At 59.6% G+C, this 16,203-nt stretch carries 13 protein-coding genes; 5 read left to right on the top strand and 8 right to left on the bottom strand.

Annotated features, from left to right (window positions below):
• Positions 1–59 precede the first annotated feature (59 nt).
• The 6 genes from Q1A74_RS13770 to rpsU form a co-directional block, all read right to left on the bottom strand.
• Positions 60–2,027, bottom strand: a complete 1,968-nt coding sequence (locus Q1A74_RS13770) for an autotransporter domain-containing protein (protein ID WP_299597228.1) — start codon at positions 2,025–2,027, stop codon at positions 60–62.
• 216 nt (positions 2,028–2,243) lie between these two features.
• The gene (locus tag Q1A74_RS13765; protein WP_299597225.1) at positions 2,244–2,633 is read right to left on the bottom strand and encodes a diacylglycerol kinase; all 390 of its coding nucleotides are present in this window, start codon (positions 2,631–2,633) and stop codon (positions 2,244–2,246) included.
• Between the two features lie 118 nt (positions 2,634–2,751).
• Complete coding sequence (gene rpoD / locus Q1A74_RS13760; RefSeq protein ID WP_299597221.1) at positions 2,752–4,608, bottom strand: RNA polymerase sigma factor RpoD; 1,857 nt, start codon at positions 4,606–4,608, stop codon at positions 2,752–2,754.
• A gap of 272 nt (positions 4,609–4,880) precedes the next feature.
• A complete protein-coding gene (dnaG, locus tag Q1A74_RS13755; RefSeq protein ID WP_299597218.1) occupies positions 4,881–6,956 on the bottom strand; it encodes a DNA primase in 2,076 nt (691 codons plus the stop codon).
• A gap of 36 nt (positions 6,957–6,992) precedes the next feature.
• Complete coding sequence (locus tag Q1A74_RS13750) at positions 6,993–7,436, bottom strand: GatB/YqeY domain-containing protein (RefSeq protein WP_299597215.1); 444 nt, start codon at positions 7,434–7,436, stop codon at positions 6,993–6,995.
• A 265-nt stretch (positions 7,437–7,701) separates the two neighbouring features.
• Complete coding sequence (gene rpsU, locus Q1A74_RS13745) at positions 7,702–7,917, bottom strand: 30S ribosomal protein S21 (RefSeq protein WP_226704757.1); 216 nt, start codon at positions 7,915–7,917, stop codon at positions 7,702–7,704.
• Between the two features lie 402 nt (positions 7,918–8,319).
• On the opposite strand from rpsU, the gene tsaD reads away from it, so the two are divergent.
• The 5 genes from tsaD to Q1A74_RS13720 all read left to right on the top strand — a co-directional run bounded on the left by tsaD (position 8,320) and on the right by Q1A74_RS13720 (position 13,750).
• On the top strand, positions 8,320–9,339 hold the full coding sequence (gene tsaD / locus Q1A74_RS13740; RefSeq protein WP_299597210.1) for a tRNA (adenosine(37)-N6)-threonylcarbamoyltransferase complex transferase subunit TsaD: 1,020 nt from the start codon (positions 8,320–8,322) through the stop codon (positions 9,337–9,339).
• 57 nt (positions 9,340–9,396) lie between these two features.
• A complete protein-coding gene (gene folB, locus Q1A74_RS13735; RefSeq protein ID WP_299597207.1) occupies positions 9,397–9,774 on the top strand; it encodes a dihydroneopterin aldolase in 378 nt (125 codons plus the stop codon).
• A gap of 3 nt (positions 9,775–9,777) precedes the next feature.
• The gene (gene folK, locus Q1A74_RS13730) at positions 9,778–10,269 is read left to right on the top strand and encodes a 2-amino-4-hydroxy-6-hydroxymethyldihydropteridine diphosphokinase (protein WP_299597204.1); all 492 of its coding nucleotides are present in this window, start codon (positions 9,778–9,780) and stop codon (positions 10,267–10,269) included.
• A 108-nt stretch (positions 10,270–10,377) separates the two neighbouring features.
• A complete protein-coding gene (locus Q1A74_RS13725; RefSeq protein WP_299597201.1) occupies positions 10,378–11,697 on the top strand; it encodes an ATP-grasp domain-containing protein in 1,320 nt (439 codons plus the stop codon).
• 28 nt (positions 11,698–11,725) lie between these two features.
• Positions 11,726–13,750, top strand: a complete 2,025-nt coding sequence (locus tag Q1A74_RS13720) for a CocE/NonD family hydrolase (RefSeq protein ID WP_299597198.1) — start codon at positions 11,726–11,728, stop codon at positions 13,748–13,750.
• Here the strand turns inward: Q1A74_RS13720 and Q1A74_RS13715 are convergent.
• Positions 13,731–14,873, bottom strand: coding sequence for a type 1 glutamine amidotransferase domain-containing protein (locus Q1A74_RS13715; RefSeq protein ID WP_299597195.1), 1,143 nt, complete (start codon positions 14,871–14,873; stop codon positions 13,731–13,733). The genes Q1A74_RS13720 and Q1A74_RS13715 overlap by 20 nt on opposite strands.
• A 119-nt stretch (positions 14,874–14,992) precedes the next feature.
• Positions 14,993–16,153, bottom strand: a complete 1,161-nt coding sequence (locus Q1A74_RS13710; RefSeq protein WP_299597192.1) for a HAMP domain-containing sensor histidine kinase — start codon at positions 16,151–16,153, stop codon at positions 14,993–14,995.
• Positions 16,154–16,203: the final 50 nt, after the last annotated feature.

The following is a 16,203-nucleotide window of genomic DNA, read 5'->3' as shown; positions in this document are numbered from 1 at the left end:
TTGGGAAAGTACTCGATTTTCTCCGCTAAATCAACGCTTTGCACATCGCCCAGCGGCGTCTACCACGCCCAGTTAAAGCCCAGGCTGGCGTTGCCGCCCGACCAGTCGAGGTTGTCGAGGGAGCGCTGGTAGCCCAGATTAAAAAACGCGCTGCCTAATTTGCTCTCCAGCAGCACAACACCACCGCCAAATTCTCCCCAGGTTGCTTCCCGTTCCAGGTTGGTCTGCAGGTTCAGGTCGAACAGCAGCTGGTCGTTCCCGCTTAGCGTGTGCCAGACGTTGCCGAACAGGTAGAGGCGCAGGTTGCCATTTAACCACTGGCTGTCCGTATTGTAGGCGCGCAGACCGGCGCGGAAGTTGGCTTCCGGGGTCATATCGGGTTCTACCCAGGAGATCTCGTCGTGGTAGGCGCTGAGATTGCTGTAATTAACCACCGCCTGTAACTGCGGCTCGACGTTGATCTGTTCCGAGGCCTGCCAGGTGAAGCCTTTTTCCACGGAGATGGTGAGCTGTGGGCCGGTAATGGTGTCGCCGATACCGCGGGAAGATTCGCTCTCCAGCTCCAGGTAGGCCACTTTGGCGGTGATATCGAAGTAGCCCATGTCGGGGCGGTAGTCATTAAAGTAGTAGCCCAGATGGTAGCTGCTGAGCTGGTTGTGTCCGGCGTCGTAGTCGCGAAAGCCCCGGGCGAAACCGGTGACGTCGCCGCTGGCGCGGGTGCTGCCGACAAAGATACCGTGCTCCCGCGCGCCGCCGGTGCAGGTGGGGCCGGACCAGAGATTGGTGCCCACCTGGAAGCCGCTGATGCTGCCGTCGAAGCGGTTACTGATGTCGCCGCTCCAGTTGTAATCGGCGCTCATGTGATGCACGCGCATCCAGTCCTTATTGGTGCCATCGAACCAGCTGCGCTGCTCTCCTCTGCGTTTGTGATAGCTGCCGATTTCCTGCAGGGAGGCGAGGCGGGCGAGGGATTTTGCCTGGGCGTAGAGGGGGACCTCGGGCCGGTAAATTGGCAGCGGTACGCTGCCGGTTGGTGGCGCCGCGGCGAGGAGCCCTCCGGGTGTCGTAAGGTTTGCGTCTTGTGCCTCGGTGGCAGTCAGAGGGCCGGCGCTCACGAGGCCCGATGATGTACCGAAGGCCGCGATGTTGTCGTTGTCCATTCTGCGCATGTCGGCCATAGGGCTGGTGGCGGGCGTGTCACCGGCTTGCAGGGTCGAGCGCAGATACCAGTTGTCGTCGTTCTGCAGATCGCCGTTGCCGCGAAACAGGTAGTACTCGTAGGGGCCGGCGGAAACGGACTGGGGCATGTAGAAGGCCCCGGCCGATGTGCTGCCGCCGTTGCGGGCTTCTACGACGAGTATGCCGCCCACGGTATTGGCGCCGCTGCCGGCGAGCCGGTTGAAGGTCAGCTGGGTGCTGCCACTGGCGTGGCCGCCGTCGATGATCACGCGGTCGGAGAGGCTGTCGTCGCCGCCGGCCACCAGGTCCATGCGGATGGTGCTGCTGCTACCGCCGAAATAGTCGCCCTGGATCAGGAGGCGGTTGGCAGTTTTGCCGCGCATGTCGATCAGCCCGCGGTTCATCACACTCAGGGGCTGACCGCCGCTGGTGACCAACCCCGCGCTGTAGTAGGGGAGTAGCAGGGTGCTGTCGGTGCTGATTTCAACGTGGCTGGCGCGACGATCCTCGTCGCCCAGCACCAGGTTGGTATCCAGTATCAGCTGTGTGCCCTGTTCCAGCGAAATGGTTTCCCAGTGTCGCAGCCGCGCCGGATTACTCAGGCTGACTCCCTGGATCGTCAGGGTGTCGTGGCCGCTGCCACCGTCGAACGTCGTATTGAGCGCGCCATTGAGGCTGCGGCGCGCGAGGCTGGTGTGGTTGAGCGTGTAGTGATCATCGCCACTACTCAGCACCACCTGGGCGCTGGTGCTGGCGGGTGCCAGCGATGTCAGAATTACTGGCAGAGCCAGTGAGAAAAGCCTTGAGGCGCCGGCGTCAAACGCACGACCCGCGCGGGGATACCACATGATTCCGTCCCTGGTACGTTTCTTTTTGATGATTCGTAGTGACGACAGGGCGCGGTGGCGCGACAGGTCGTTTGCACGCAGATCCTTGCGTGCACCAGTTGGTACGCTAGTGGGGGAATTTTAGTAGAGCGGTAGGGGGTTACCGGGCTCTGCGCCCGGCGGTCACAAATTTTGTCGGGGAAACCCGCACGGTCACCGGCTGGTCATATGGAGTGCTCAGCCGATCCAGCGCGGTAGCAGGATGCAGGCCCAGGTCGAAGCCCACAGCAATAGTGAAATGGAGACCGCGGCAGAGCCGGTGTCTTTAGCGATTTTGGACAGTGGATGCTTCTCTGGGCCGACCCGGTCGACCACGGCTTCCACCGCGCTGTTGAGCAGCTCGACGATCATCACCAGCATGGTCACACCGATGAGGAGCGCGCGCTCAACACCAGATTCTCCCAGCCAGATGGCGGTGGGGATCAGGAGAATCGCCAGGGATACTTCCTGGCGGAACGCGGCCTCGTTGCGCCAGGTGGCGATCAATCCCTGACGGGAGTATTCGGTGGCATCGATCAGGCGGGAGATACCGGTTTTTCCGGGTTTATTCACAAACTGCTCTTCCATTGCTCTCTGTAAAACTCCGCGGTTGGTTCTATGTGAAATCTGTTTGAAATGATTTCGCAATCCACAAAAAAGCCCGGCAGGCCGGGCTTTTCAATATGAATATTTCCAGTATAGGAAATTATTCGTCCAGGAAGCTGCGCAGGTGTTCGGAGCGCGAAGGGTGGCGCAGTTTGCGCAACGCTTTGGCTTCGATCTGGCGGATACGCTCGCGGGTAACGTCGAACTGCTTGCCCACTTCCTCAAGGGTGTGGTCGGTGTTCATGTCGATACCGAAGCGCATGCGCAGTACCTTGGCTTCCCGTGCCGTCAGTCCGCCGAGTACAGAGCGGGTGGCATCGTGCAGGCCGGTGGACGTGGCGGTGTCGATCGGCGAAGACTGGTTCTGGTCTTCGATAAAGTCGCCCAGATGGGAGTCTTCATCGTCACCGATCGGCGTTTCCATGGAGATCGGCTCTTTGGCGATCTTCAGGACTTTACGCACCTTGTCTTCCGGCATTTCCATGCGCTCGCCCAGCTCTTCGGGGGTGGGTTCGCGGCCCATCTCCTGCAGCATCTGGCGGCTGATGCGATTGAGTTTGTTGATGGTCTCAATCATGTGCACCGGAATACGGATAGTGCGCGCCTGGTCTGCAATAGAGCGGGTAATCGCCTGGCGAATCCACCAGGTGGCGTAGGTGGAGAACTTGTAACCGCGACGGTATTCGAACTTGTCCACCGCCTTCATCAGACCGATATTGCCTTCCTGGATCAGGTCCAGGAACTGTAGGCCGCGGTTGGTGTACTTCTTGGCGATAGAAATAACCAGACGCAGGTTGGCCTCGACCATTTCTTTCTTGGCGCGGCGTGAGCGGGCTTCACCGATGGACATGCGACGGTTGATCTCTTTGATCTGGCCGACGTCCAGCTGGGCTTTGTCCTGAGCCTGCTGCAATTTGCGCTGGGCGCGCTGAATCTCTTCGGCGACCTGGCGCAGGGCGTCGGAGTAATCGCGCTTTTTCTTGATGATCGCGGGGATCCACTCAACGTTGGTCTCGTTGCCGGGGAACTCCTTGATGAAGGTCTTGCGCGGCATGCGGGCACGCTTGATGCACAGGTTCATCACCAGGCGCTCTTGCGCACGCACGTCATCGAGAATATCGCGGACCTGGTTGTACAGCGGCTCGAACTGGCGCGGCGCCAGCTTGAAGAAGCGGAATACATCGCCCACAGCTTCCAGTGCTACGCCCGCTTCTTTGGAGTCGCGGCCGTGCTTTTTGATCGCGGCGTCGGCTTTCTTCTGCGCGGCGATCAACTTGTTCATGCGCTCGGCAAGTTCTTCCGGGTCGATACCGCCGACGTTTTCTTCCTCTTCCTCATCGTCAGAGTCGTCATCGTCGTCTTTATCTTCTTCTTTCTTCTTGGCGGCTTCTGCCGCCTGACCGGCCTGGGCGCCCGGGGGCACTTCATCGGCGGGGTCGAGCCAGCCTGCGATCACGTCGGGAACGCGGCGCTCTTCCTTCTCGATCAGCGCGTATTCGTCGATGACGTGCTGTACGGCACCCGGCCAGTAGGCGAGGGCGGCCATCAGCTCGCGCAGGCCTTCTTCGATGCGCTTGGCGATGGCGATCTCGCCTTCGCGGGTGAGCAGCTCCACGGTGCCCATTTCGCGCATGTACATGCGCACGGGGTCGGTGGTGCGGCCTACATCGGATTCTACGGCGGCGAGGGCGGCAGCGGCTTCGGCCGCGGCGATCTCATCGGCGGAGCTGTCGCCTTCAGCCATCAACAGTTCTTCGGCGTCCGGCGCCTGTTCGAACACCTTGATGCCCATGTCGTTGATCATGCCGATGATGTCTTCGACCTGATCGGGATCGGAGATGTCTTCGGGCAGGTGATCGTTCACTTCCGCATAGGTGAGATAGCCCTGCTCTTTACCGCGGGCGATCAGCTCTCTGATACGGGAGGTGGTCTTTTGCTGCTGGGTTTTGTCGGTCATGCACAACCCTGAATTCTGGGGATTGATAGTCGGGAGTTTTGTCTGGGCTTTTCGTCGGACAAAGACGCGGGATTATAGCGTATTTGCGATAGCAATAACCACTGTGACTGTCAAGGCAGAAGGCGTGGTTCAGGGCGTTCGAGCGCGCTTGTCTTTGGGTGCCCGCCGGCTTTGGTCGGCGGGCCAGTGTATATGGTGCTGCTGTTGGGGAATTCAAGGGGTGGGGGCGTGAAAAGCCTGGGTGCCCGGCCGCAGCGCCTTCGCGACTGGCTTTAGTCCTGCTTGCGGCGGAATTGCGCCAGCAGTGCCAGCTGTTCGGCGCTTAGCTGGTTGCTGCTGCCATTGCTCTTCAGCTGGTCCACCAGGTCGCGCTTGCGCTGGCGTTCGGCGGCGATGTCCAGGGTGCGCAGGCAGTCGCTGAACTCGGTTTGCGGGTCGTACTCGAGGCTTTGCCCGGCGGCGCCAACGATGGGGTGGCTCATGGCGAGACGGGGGAGCAGTTCGCGAGCTTCTTTGCTCTCGAGGTTCAGCAGGCGGCCGAACAGCTGGTTGCTGTTGAGGCCGGGGTTTTTGTGCAAAACCTGCAGAACTTCGCCGAAAAGCTGTAAGTCGGCATCGTTGCTGTCGCGAAAGCGTGCGCTGTCATCGATCAGATCGGCCAGTTTCGGGTGGTGCAGCAGCAGGGCAATCAGCATTCGTTCCGCGGGCAGGCGGTACTGGCCGCTGCGCCGGCGCGGGCTCTCGCGATATTGCCCGGGCTCGCCGCTGTCAGATTCGTCGTATCCGGGGCCATCGGGATAGTCCGGTGGTGCTTCACCGAAGCCGTAATCCGGAGGTGAGCCGTCAAATTCTGGCATCTGGCCGGTGTGTGGGTGCTCACTCGCGGGCGGGGGTTGGCGTGTGCTTGCAGTGGCCGCGGGGTTCGCTGCCGGTCTGGGTTTTGCTGAGCTGGATTCCGGAGGAGCCGGCGGGCGAGACTGCCGCGCGAGCTCGGTGCTGCGGGCTTTTTCCGCGGCGATGATTTCTTCGAGCATGTCCTGCTCGAGACCGGTGCGGCGGGCCAGTTGCTGGAACATCAGCTGGCGGTAGACGCCAGCGGGCAGCAGGTCGAGCAGGGGGGCGGCGGCTTTGGATAGGCGCGCGCGGCCGTCCATGGTCTGGATGTTGATACCTTCGCCCAGCAGGTCGAACAGGAAGTCTTCCAGCGGGCGGCCCTGTTCGTCGATCAGCTGGTCGAAGCGCTCGCCGCCGATCTGGCGCACCAGGGTGTCCGGGTCTTCCCCTTCCGGCAGCAGCAGGAAGCGCAGGCTGCGGCCGTCCTGCATGTGCGGTAGTGCGGATTCCAGGGCGCGGCGGGCGGCGGTGCGGCCGGCTTTGTCGCCATCGAAACAGAACACCAGTTCGCCGGTATGGCGGAAGGCAAGCTGGATGTGGTCTTCGCCGCAGGCTGTACCCAGGGTGGCGACGGCACAGCGAATGTCGAACTGGGCCAGGGCGACCACGTCCATATACCCCTCCACCACAATCAGCCGTTTCAGCTCGCGATTGGCCTGGCGGGCTTCCCACAGACCGTAGAGTTCACGGCCTTTGTGGAAGATCGGGGTTTCCGGGGAGTTCAGGTATTTGGGCTTGTCGTCCCCCAGCACCCGGCCACCAAATGCAATGGTGCGCCCGCGCTGGTCGCGGATCGGGAACATGATGCGGTTGCGGAAGCGGTCGTAGTGGTGGCGTTTGCCGGGTTCCACTTTGCCTTGGTTGCCGTCACTGTCCTGGCGGCGGATAGCGAGGCCCGCCAGTTCCAGCTGCTCGGCTTTTTCCGAACTGGTGCCCAGCTGGTTGAGCAGGTTGTCCCATCCCGGCGGCGCCAGGCCGATGCCAAACTCCTTGCACACCTGGCCGGACAGACCGCGGTTTTTCAGGTAGGTAATGGCGGGGGTGGAGATCTTGTGGTCTTTCAGCTTTTCCCGGTAGAAATCTGCGGCTTTCTCGGTGAGCTGATAGAGCGACTGGCTTTCCTGCTGCCGTTTGATCTGCGCCGGGGCCAGTTGCTCGCGGGGCACTTCAAGGCTGAGGCTGGCGGCGAGCTTTTCTACCGCCTCAGGGAAGGGCAGGCGGTCGTATTCCATCAGGAAGCCGACAGCATTGCCGCTGGCGCCACAGCCGAAGCAGTAGTAGAACTGCTTGTCTGGGCTTACCGTGAAAGATGGGGTTTTTTCGTCGTGAAAAGGGCAGCAGGCGGAATAATTTTTCCCGGTCTTGCGCAGTTTGACCCGGCTATCGACGACCGGGACTATGTCGGCGCGGGCCAACAGGTCGTCGATAAAATACTGCGGGATCTTTCCTGCCATAGAGGAGCCTTCAGCCTGCTAATCGCGCGCCCTGGTTCAGAAGGACGATTTCACGAATTTGGACACCGCGCCCATGTCTGCACGGCCCTGCACCTGCGGTTTTACCAGGGCCATCACTTTGCCCATGTCGGCCATGCTACTGGCGCCGGTCTCTTTAACGGCGGCGGCAACGATTTCCTGGATCTCGGATTCGGACAGCTGTTCCGGCAGGAACTCCTGAATTACGTCGATTTCCTGCTGCTCCACCGCCGCCAGCTCCGGGCGCCCGGCCTTTTCGTACTGGGTAATGGAGTCGCGGCGCTGCTTGGTCATCTTGTCCAGCAGGGCCAGGATGCGCGCGTCATCCAGCTCGATGCGCTCATCTACCTCTACCCGCTTGATCTCGGCATTGATCAGTCGCAGGGTCGCCAGGCGCGCTTTCTCGCGGGCCTTCATGGCGTCTTTGGTGGCGGTGGCGAGGGTTTCCTTGAGAGTGCTCATTAGGGTAGTACCGGATTCTTTGGATTATCGGGGGACTGCTTATGGATGCCCAATATTGAGGGAAAGAGGCCCGAATTCAACTAATAACTGCAAGGCTTGCCCGGTTATTTATCGCCATAGTTGGCGGCGATAATCCGCGGCAACGGGAAAAGAGGCGGGCAATAAAAAACGGCGCTCGAGTAAACTCGGGCGCCGTTTTGGCCGCGAACCGCGTTCGCGTCAGCGTGCTGTGAGCGAGAGAGAAGACTCGGTGTGAGTCTAGAACTCAGTAGAGACGCTGGAACTTGCGGTTTTCGCGCTGCATTTTCTTGGCGTGACGCTTAACAGCGGCAGCAGCCTTGCGCTTGCGAACGGCAGTCGGCTTTTCGTAAAACTCACGGCGACGTACTTCGGAGAGTACACCGGCTTTTTCGCAGGAGCGCTTGAAGCGGCGCAGTGCGATGTCAAATGGTTCGTTGTCTTTGATGCGTACTGAGGGCATTAGATTACCTGTAAAATTCGTTTCTCTCGGCCAGATGTATCGCTTTTGATCATCTGGATCCTGGCGGCCTTTCCGGCAAATTGCTCATCTCGCAGATGCAATCCGGAGGCCGGTTCACAGCGAGGGCGCAAATTCTATACAGATGATCTGGCCTTCGCAAGCCTGCCAGCGCATTCCTTTCCATATACATGGTGCTATTGGCGGGCCGAAACCGGGCTTATAACTATAGTCGCCACTGAGGCCGTTATTACAGCCGCCGCCCGGCACTGGTCTGGGGCGATTTCCACTTCGTGGGAGTAGCCCCCAGAGAGTATGATAGCGCCCCCGAAACCCGGTCGGCAGCGGTCATTTGTCCGTTTTATTGGTCCGCCGGACGATTATGTTGAGGATTGTTGGAAGCCCGTGCGAGTACTCGGAATAGAAACCTCCTGTGACGAAACCGGTGTTGCCCTCTACGACAGTGAGCAGGGCCTGCTGGGCCATACCCTGTACAGCCAGGTAAAACTGCACGCAGACTACGGTGGTGTGGTGCCGGAACTGGCCAGTCGCGACCATGTGCGCAAGCTGTTGCCACTGATTCGTGAAGTAATGGCCCAGAGCAATACGCAGCCCGCCGATATTGATGGTGTTGCTTACACCGCCGGCCCCGGCCTGATCGGCGCCCTGATGGTGGGCGCCTGCGCCGGCCGCGCCATTGCCTATGGCTGGGATGTGCCCGCCATCGGTGTGCACCATATGGAAGGGCATCTGCTTGCGCCGATGCTGGAAGAAAAGCCGCCGGCGTTTCCGTTTGTGGCGCTGCTGGTTTCCGGCGGCCATACCCAGCTGGTGGATGTGCAGGGCCTCGGCCGGTATGAGTTGCTGGGTGAATCCCTGGACGACGCCGCTGGCGAGGCCTTCGACAAGGCCGCCAAAATGCTGGATCTCGATTACCCCGGCGGCCCGCGCCTCGCCGCGCTCGCAGAGCAGGGCGACCCCCTGCGGTTTACCTTCCCGCGCCCGATGACCGACCGCCCGGGTCTCGATTTCAGCTTTTCCGGCTTGAAGACCTTCACCCTGACCACGGTGCAGAAGCACGCCCTGGAAGACGGTCTGCCGGACGAGCAGACCTGTGCGGATATCGCTGCGGCTTTCCAGGAAGCAGTGGTGGACACCCTGGTGATCAAATGTCGCCGCGCCCTCAAGCAGGCCAGGCGCAAAACCCTGGTGATTGCCGGTGGCGTGTCAGCGAATAAACTGCTGCGCCAGCGCCTGGAAACGCGCCTCGCCGAAGACGGCTGCAGCGTGTATTACCCGCGCCAGGAATTCTGTACCGACAACGGCGCAATGATTGCCTATGCCGGTTGCCTGCGATTGAAGGCGGGTCAGCGAGCAGGCCTGGATATAGACGTGCGCCCCCGCTGGCCCCTGACGGAGCTTTAACAAGCTACTGCGCTTCTCAAAGCTCCGCACACTGACTGGGATTGAAAGAGAACTTTGATGGACATTGTTTATATTCGCGACCTCAAGGTCGACACCATAATTGGTATCTACGACTGGGAGCGGGAAGTCCGCCAGACCGTAAGCCTGGATATCGAAATGGCCTTTGATATTCGCGAGGCCGCGCGCACCGACAATATCGAGCACACCCTCAACTACAAAGCCGTGGCCAAGCGCCTGATTGCGTTTATCGAGGGCGCGGAGTTTTTGCTGGTGGAAACCATGGCCGAGCAGGCTGCGGACATCGTGCGCAAAGAGTTCAATGTGAGCTGGCTGCGGTTGCGCCTGTCCAAGCCCGGTGCGGTGCGCGGCGCCCGCGATGTGGGTGTCATCATTGAGCGTGGCGCCCGCAATTCAGAACAGAGCGCGGAGGCCTGAACCATGGCGACCGTCTACCTGAGCCTCGGCAGTAACATCAATCGCGAACAACACCTGAGCGCCGGTCTGGACGCACTGGTGGCCGCGTTCGGTGACCTGAGAATGTCACAAGTGTATGAAAGCGAAGCCGTGGGCTTCGATGGCGACAACTTCTACAACCTGGTCGCCGCCATCGAAACCGATCTGTCCGTTGGCGGGCTGGCCCTGCAGCTGCGCAATATCGAAGATGCTAACGGCCGCGTGCGCAGCGGCCCCAAGTTCAGTGCACGCACCCTGGATATCGATATCCTGACCTACGACGACCTCAGCGGTGAGGTTGACGGGGTCAAACTGCCGCGAGGCGAAATCCTTAAAAATGCCTTTGTGCTGCTGCCGCTCTCCGAGCTGGCTCCGGATGCGATACATCCGGTACTGGGCAAAACCTACCAACAGTTGTGGGAGTCCTACGATCAGGCGTCCCAGAAACTCTGGCCAGTAGCCTTACGCTGGCCGTAAATCCGGCCACGCAATTCAAGTCCCCCACACTAGACTGCGACCTACCTACGCATAAACCGCCGCAAACCATTGCTTGCAGGCTGTATTTTCAGGTTACGGGAGCACGTCATGCCCAAGCACTTTTTTGTCCTCGGGCTCGATCCTTTGCGTCAGTCTTACCTCGAGCGGCTGCCGGATGCCAGCGACTACCGCTTTCACCCGCTGTTCACGCTGGAGGAAGTCGTCAACCCGGCGACATTTGACTATGACGCCATGTTGGAAAAAGCGCGTCGCACACTAGAAGCCTTCCCCGAGCCCATTACCGGAATTATCGCTCACTGGGACTTTCCCAGCAGTGTGTTACTGGCACACCTGAGCGCAATGTTCGGCTTGCGCGCCGCTTCTCTCGAGTCCGTACTCAAGTGCGAGCACAAATACTGGAGCCGGCTCGAGCAGCAAAAATTGATGCCGGAGTGGACTCCGGGGTTCTGTGCGGTGGATCCGTTTGCGGAGAAACCGCTTCAGCAGCTCACTATTGATTTTCCGTTCTGGCTCAAACCGATCAAAGCACACTCGTCCTATCTCGGATTCCGCATCGACAATGCGGAGCAGTTCGACGATGCCTTGAAAAAAATCCGCGGCGCCGTGCACAGTTGCGGCGATCCATTCAATCAGGCGCTTGCACACATCTCGGTGCCCAACGAGGTGGAGGCTGTGGATGGTAACTGGTGTATTGCCGAGCAGATTCTCACCGGCAAGCAGTGTGGTATCGAGGGTTCATTGCTGGACGGCGAGTACCGGGTGCACGGTATCGTCGATACGGTAAAAGACAGCAAGAACCTCAGTTTCACCCGCTACGAATACCCTTCTGTTTGGCCGCAGTACGCGCAGGAAAAAATTTGCGAGGCCGGGGAAAAACTGCTGCGACATATGGGGTTCGACAACTCTCCATTCGGGATCGAATTCTTCTGGGACGAGCGCTGCGACAGTTTTCGTATTCTTGAAATCAACACCCGTATTTCCCAGTCTCACTGCGACCAGTTCATCAAGGTACACGGGGTCTCCAACCACCGGGTGCCCATCGACCTGGCCTTGGGGCGTGTGCCGGACTTGAGTCAGTATCATGGCGACTATCAAACTGCTGCCAAATTTATGCTGCGCCGCTACCGCGACACGGTGCTGGAAAGCGTACCGAAACAGGCGCAGATCGAGAGTGTCGAGCGGGATTTTCCCGACAGCAAAATCGTGATTAGCGCCGACGAGGGGTGCCGCCTGTCGGAGCAATCCATGCCCGACAGCTACAGCTTCGAGATCGCCAATATCTGGCTCGGCGCACAGGATCAGCAGCAGTTGCTCGACACATATCACCAGCTGGCAGATGCACTGGCGTTTCGCTTCGCCGACGGTGGCGAGCCCGAGGCGTTCCAGTTCAAGTGCGTGCGCTACTGATGGATGGGCTGCTGATGGATAGCCGCGCATGAAAATCGTCACCGAGTTCCCGTATACGGTGAGAACACTCGAGCATGTGGAAATCCCCATGCCCGACGGCTGTAAACTGGCCGCACGCATCTGGCTGCCAGAAAACGCCGAGCGCAACCCGGTGCCGGCAATTTTCGAATATATCCCTTACCGCAAGCGGGATATGACACGCCTGCGGGATTCCGTATTACACCCCTATCTGGCCGGGTACGGTTACGCCTGTGTGCGGGTGGACTTGCGCGGTAGTGGGGATTCGGAAGGCCTGATGCTGGACCAGTACCGGCAGGCGGAACTGGATGACGGCGTCGCGGTGATTGCCTGGCTGGCCGCGCAACCCTGGTGCGACGGCAATGTGGGGATGATGGGTATTTCCTGGGGTGGCTTTAATGGGCTTCAGGTTGCCTCGCTGGCACCCCCCGCGCTGAAAGCGGTGATCTCGGCCTGCTCCACCGACGATCTGTACCTCGACAACATGCACTATATGGGCGGCTGCCTGCTTACCGACAACCTGTCTGAAGCTACCACCATGTTTACCGCTAACAGCAGCCCGCCGGACCCGGCGCTGGTGGGGGAGCGCTGGCGGGAAATGTGGATGCAGCGCCTGAAAGGCAGTGGCCTGTGGCTGGATACCTGGCTGCGCCACCAGTACCGAGATGAATACTGGAAGCACGGCTCCGTCAGTGAACACTACGATGCGATCCAGTGCCCGGTAATGCTGGTGGGCGGTTGGGCCGACGGCTATACCAATGCCATTTTCCGTCTGCTGGAACACCTGCAGGTACCGCGCCTGGGGCTGATCGGCCCCTGGGGACACAAGTACCCCCATCAGGGGGTACCCGGTCCGGCCATCGGCTTTTTACAGGAGGCATTGCGCTGGTGGGACCTGTGGCTGAAGGGGCGCGACACCGGCGTGATGGACGAACCCATGCTGCGTGCCTGGATGCAGGACAGTGTCCCGCCCACGACGTATTACCAGCAGCGCCCGGGGCGCTGGGTGGGCGAGGAAGTCTGGCCGGCACCGGGTATTGCCGAGGTAGCCTACGACCTGGATAGCCATCGAATACTGGTCCCCGGCGACGAACCCTGTCCGGCGGATGAAACCGTGCATGTGCAGTCGCCGCTGTCGGTGGGATTGATGGCCGGCAAGTGGTGCTCCTATACCTACGCTCCGGACCTGCCCCACGATCAACGCCAGGAAGACGGCGGCGCACTGGTGTTCGAAAGCGCACCACTGCAGCGGGATATGGAGATTCTCGGTGCGCCGGTGGCGGAGCTGGCGCTCTCCTGTAATCGGCCCGTGGCAATGGTGGCCGCGCGCCTGTCCGACGTGGCGCCGGACGGCAAAGCCACCCGCGTCACCTACGGCCTGTTCAATCTCACTCATTACCGCAGCCATGCCGAGCCGGAAAAACTGGTGCCGGGAAAAGTCTACCGGGTGCGCGTGCCGATGAATTTTATCGGCCAGAAATTTCCCGCCGGCCATCGCATACGGCTCAGCCTGTCCACCTCCTACTGGGCCCTGGCCTGGCCACCCCCGGAGCCCGTGGGCATGACCGTCTACCCGGCGGAAAGCCGTCTGCTACTGCCGGAGCGCGAGCCGCGACCGGAAGACTCCGAAATCTGTTTTGAAGAAGTGGAAGGCGCTGCACCCATATCAATCCAGATCCTGGAGCCGCCGGAGCAAAACTGGCTGGTACATGTGGACCTGGCTCTGGACCGCTCCGTGCTTGAGGTTATTAAGGACGAAGGGCTGAAACACATCGACGAGATAGACACTACCGTCGCCAACCGTATCTGGAACTGGTACAGCTTCCACGGCGACGACTTCGACAGCCTGCGCGGCGAGACCCGCACCGAACGGATCTTCCGCCGCGGCGACTGGTCCGTACGTACCACCACCCGCACGGTGCTCACCGCGGACAGCCAGTTTTTTTATATCCACGCGGAGCTGGATGCGTGGGAGGGGGATTGTCGGGTGTATACGGAAAACTGGCAGCGCAAGATCAGGCGAGACTTTTTATAACGAACGGAACCTTTTCTGCGGCCAGTTGGGATCCTGCCATTGCGGATTTGGCGGTTGCCAGTAGCCTTACGATATCCACTGCTTTCGCTAGTTCGCCTCGCATCACCGCCACAATTCCGTGCATGGCCAAAAGGCGCCGGTCGACTACTTCCTTTCCTTTTGCGGATGCATGTATAAATTGCAGCAATGTTTCTTTCGCCTCTGCATGCCCTTCCTTTTCCAGAATGAGCAGAATTTCTACGGTTCTTTCGGTACCTGTCACCTGGCGCGGCGAGGATTCGTACCCCAGGGCTTTGACCATGGATTCTGTGACTTCCCAGGACGACCAGGGGTTTTGTCCGGTGATGATTCGGTTGTCCACGCTCACCTGATTCAGGTAGAGCGGGCCCTCCTCGAAGATGGCGCCGTTGCTGCGCAGACGGTCTTCGAGCAAAAAGGGGAATATTTTCTCTGCATCGGGTATCAGGAAGAGTTCTTCTGCATTGGTGAAGCCGCTGATACGGTGTCCTTGAATAAATGGCTCGCCAGACTCCAGCGTGATGTCGGCCAGTGCTGCCGGCCCATGGCAGACGGCGCCGATCACCCCGCCGTTGTTATGCAGCGCAACGATCAGGTCCTGTATCGCCGGATTTCTCGGGAAATCAAACATCGCGCCCTTGCCGCCAACAAAGAAAATACCGCGATAGTCACCGGCATTAACCTGCGTCAGGGGTAAGCTGTTTCGAAGTGTCTCCATCGCCTCGGTATCGTTAAGGAACGCGTACTCGAAGTTTCCCATATCATCCTTGTCCATCACCGCCGGCGGTTCTCCGCCCTGGGGGCTGGCGATGTCCACGCTAAAGCCATTCGCTTTGAAGACGTAGTACGGACGCACGAGCTCGGTGAATTCATAGCCCGTGTCCTTTCCTGTATTCCCCAGTCTGGAAACACTGGTAACCACAAGCAGGATTTTTCCGCGGCTCTCTGTTTCGGAGGCCTGGTGGAGGTAGGGAATGTCGGTTACCTGTGTGCGGGCCAGTGCCTGGTGGTCTGGCGCGGGAGGAATCAGGCTTTTTAGCCAGAATCCGATGCCAAACAATGTTGCTGTGGTGCACAGGATAGTGACGAATATTTTCTTGAGCATGAGTAATGTCCCTGTCTGATAAAAGGAGCATTCTCAACTCAGGGGGGTGAAACTCGGGTGAAAATCTGCCGGCCGTGTTTTGGTTGGGTGTGGAAGGAAATGTGGATGGGAGTGTGGGTTTATTGACTGTCGGCAGGTGCAGTGGTGATGCGTATTGAAAAGGTGTGATCAGCGCAGCGAACCGTATGGCTCCAGTGTTGGGCCGCCAGTATTCTGCCTGCGAGGTAAAGGCCTTGGCCTATCCCTGTACTATTTTCCCCGCGAGTGCCTGCGTCAAATAACGCTTCGGTAGGCAATGTGGTCCGCACGGCATTTTCAAGCACCAGGGTGTCGTCGACCTGATAAATGCTCAAGCGTGGCTGCGAGGCGTGTTGCATCGCATTATCCAGCAGAATATCCAGAAGTATCCCCGTCAGTGACGGGTTGCCAAAGGCGGAAAGCTTATCCGGCAATGCCAGGTGAAGGTCAAAGTCATCCTTCATTGATATTTCTGGACGAGCCAGGAGCCGATCTTCCAGCAGGGCGCGCAGGTCAAACGCTTCGAGCTCGAAGGACTCGGACCTGGCGAGTGCCAGCAGCGTGCTTACGGTCCGGTTCATATTCGCCAGTATGCCGCGCAGCTCTCGTGTCTCCGCTGCGCCGAGGCCACGGTCCCCAGACAGGGTCAGGGCATTTGATACTACCGCAAGATTGGTGCGGAGCTCGTGACTGACATCTCGGGTAAATTCCGCTTCTCTTTCACGGGCGTGCTGCAATTCTCGGACATTGCGTTCCAGGGTGCGGGCGAGAAAGCCGATTTCGTCATTGCGCGTGCTGGTGCTCAATGCCAGTGCAGGCACACCGGTTGCCTGTGCTTCCACCTCCTGGGCAAGAGAAAGCACTGGTCGGATAGTCGCGGTGATCAGGCGGTGTGCAAGCCAGAGTGCAATTGCCGTTGTGCAGACAAATGCAAAAAGAACCATCCAGATCAGCCGTTCCGATTGCCTGGTGACCGTGATCAGGTCGCCAACCTCCGCGGAGAGGATGGCACCGGACTCCGGCGAGAGTTTGCGCAGGTGGTAGTGAGGATTGCCGCTGGCAAAATACTCGGCTTTACGTCGATCACCCGCCAGTGCTGAGGTGAACGCCTTCGGCGTATTTTCCGGTGAGGTGTGAAGTGTAAATTGTGGAAGCCTGGGGGGCGGCAGTTCACCGTACCGTTTGAAATATTGCTCTAGGTACGCGATTTCGTCGTCGATCAGATTGTCGATTAACTGGTCTTCGACCACATAGGCAGTCATCAGGCCAATTCCCGAATAAATTAGGCAAAGCAGCAGCGTGAAGCCGCCAA

The sequence above is a fragment of the uncultured Microbulbifer sp. genome (assembly GCF_947504145.1).
Taxonomy (GTDB): domain Bacteria; phylum Pseudomonadota; class Gammaproteobacteria; order Pseudomonadales; family Cellvibrionaceae; genus Microbulbifer.
This window is presented reverse-complemented; position numbering and strand designations above follow the sequence as displayed.

Excerpts from the sequence above, each read along its gene's own strand:
- Q1A74_RS13770 (WP_299597228.1), bottom strand. The coding sequence starts at position 2,027 with ATGTGGTATCCCCGCGCGGGTCGTGCGTTTGACGCCGGCGCCTCAAGG.
- Q1A74_RS13765 (WP_299597225.1), bottom strand. The coding sequence starts at position 2,633 with ATGGAAGAGCAGTTTGTGAATAAACCCGGAAAAACCGGTATCTCCCGC.
- rpoD (WP_299597221.1), bottom strand. The coding sequence starts at position 4,608 with ATGACCGACAAAACCCAGCAGCAAAAGACCACCTCCCGTATCAGAGAG.
- dnaG (WP_299597218.1), bottom strand. The coding sequence starts at position 6,956 with ATGGCAGGAAAGATCCCGCAGTATTTTATCGACGACCTGTTGGCCCGC.
- Q1A74_RS13750 (WP_299597215.1), bottom strand. The coding sequence starts at position 7,436 with ATGAGCACTCTCAAGGAAACCCTCGCCACCGCCACCAAAGACGCCATG.
- rpsU (WP_226704757.1), bottom strand. The coding sequence starts at position 7,917 with ATGCCCTCAGTACGCATCAAAGACAACGAACCATTTGACATCGCACTG.
- folB (WP_299597207.1), top strand. The coding sequence starts at position 9,397 with ATGGACATTGTTTATATTCGCGACCTCAAGGTCGACACCATAATTGGT.
- folK (WP_299597204.1), top strand. The coding sequence starts at position 9,778 with ATGGCGACCGTCTACCTGAGCCTCGGCAGTAACATCAATCGCGAACAA.
- Q1A74_RS13725 (WP_299597201.1), top strand. The coding sequence starts at position 10,378 with ATGCCCAAGCACTTTTTTGTCCTCGGGCTCGATCCTTTGCGTCAGTCT.
- Q1A74_RS13720 (WP_299597198.1), top strand. The coding sequence starts at position 11,726 with ATGAAAATCGTCACCGAGTTCCCGTATACGGTGAGAACACTCGAGCAT.
- Q1A74_RS13715 (WP_299597195.1), bottom strand. The coding sequence starts at position 14,873 with ATGCTCAAGAAAATATTCGTCACTATCCTGTGCACCACAGCAACATTG.
- Q1A74_RS13710 (WP_299597192.1), bottom strand. The coding sequence starts at position 16,153 with ATGACTGCCTATGTGGTCGAAGACCAGTTAATCGACAATCTGATCGAC.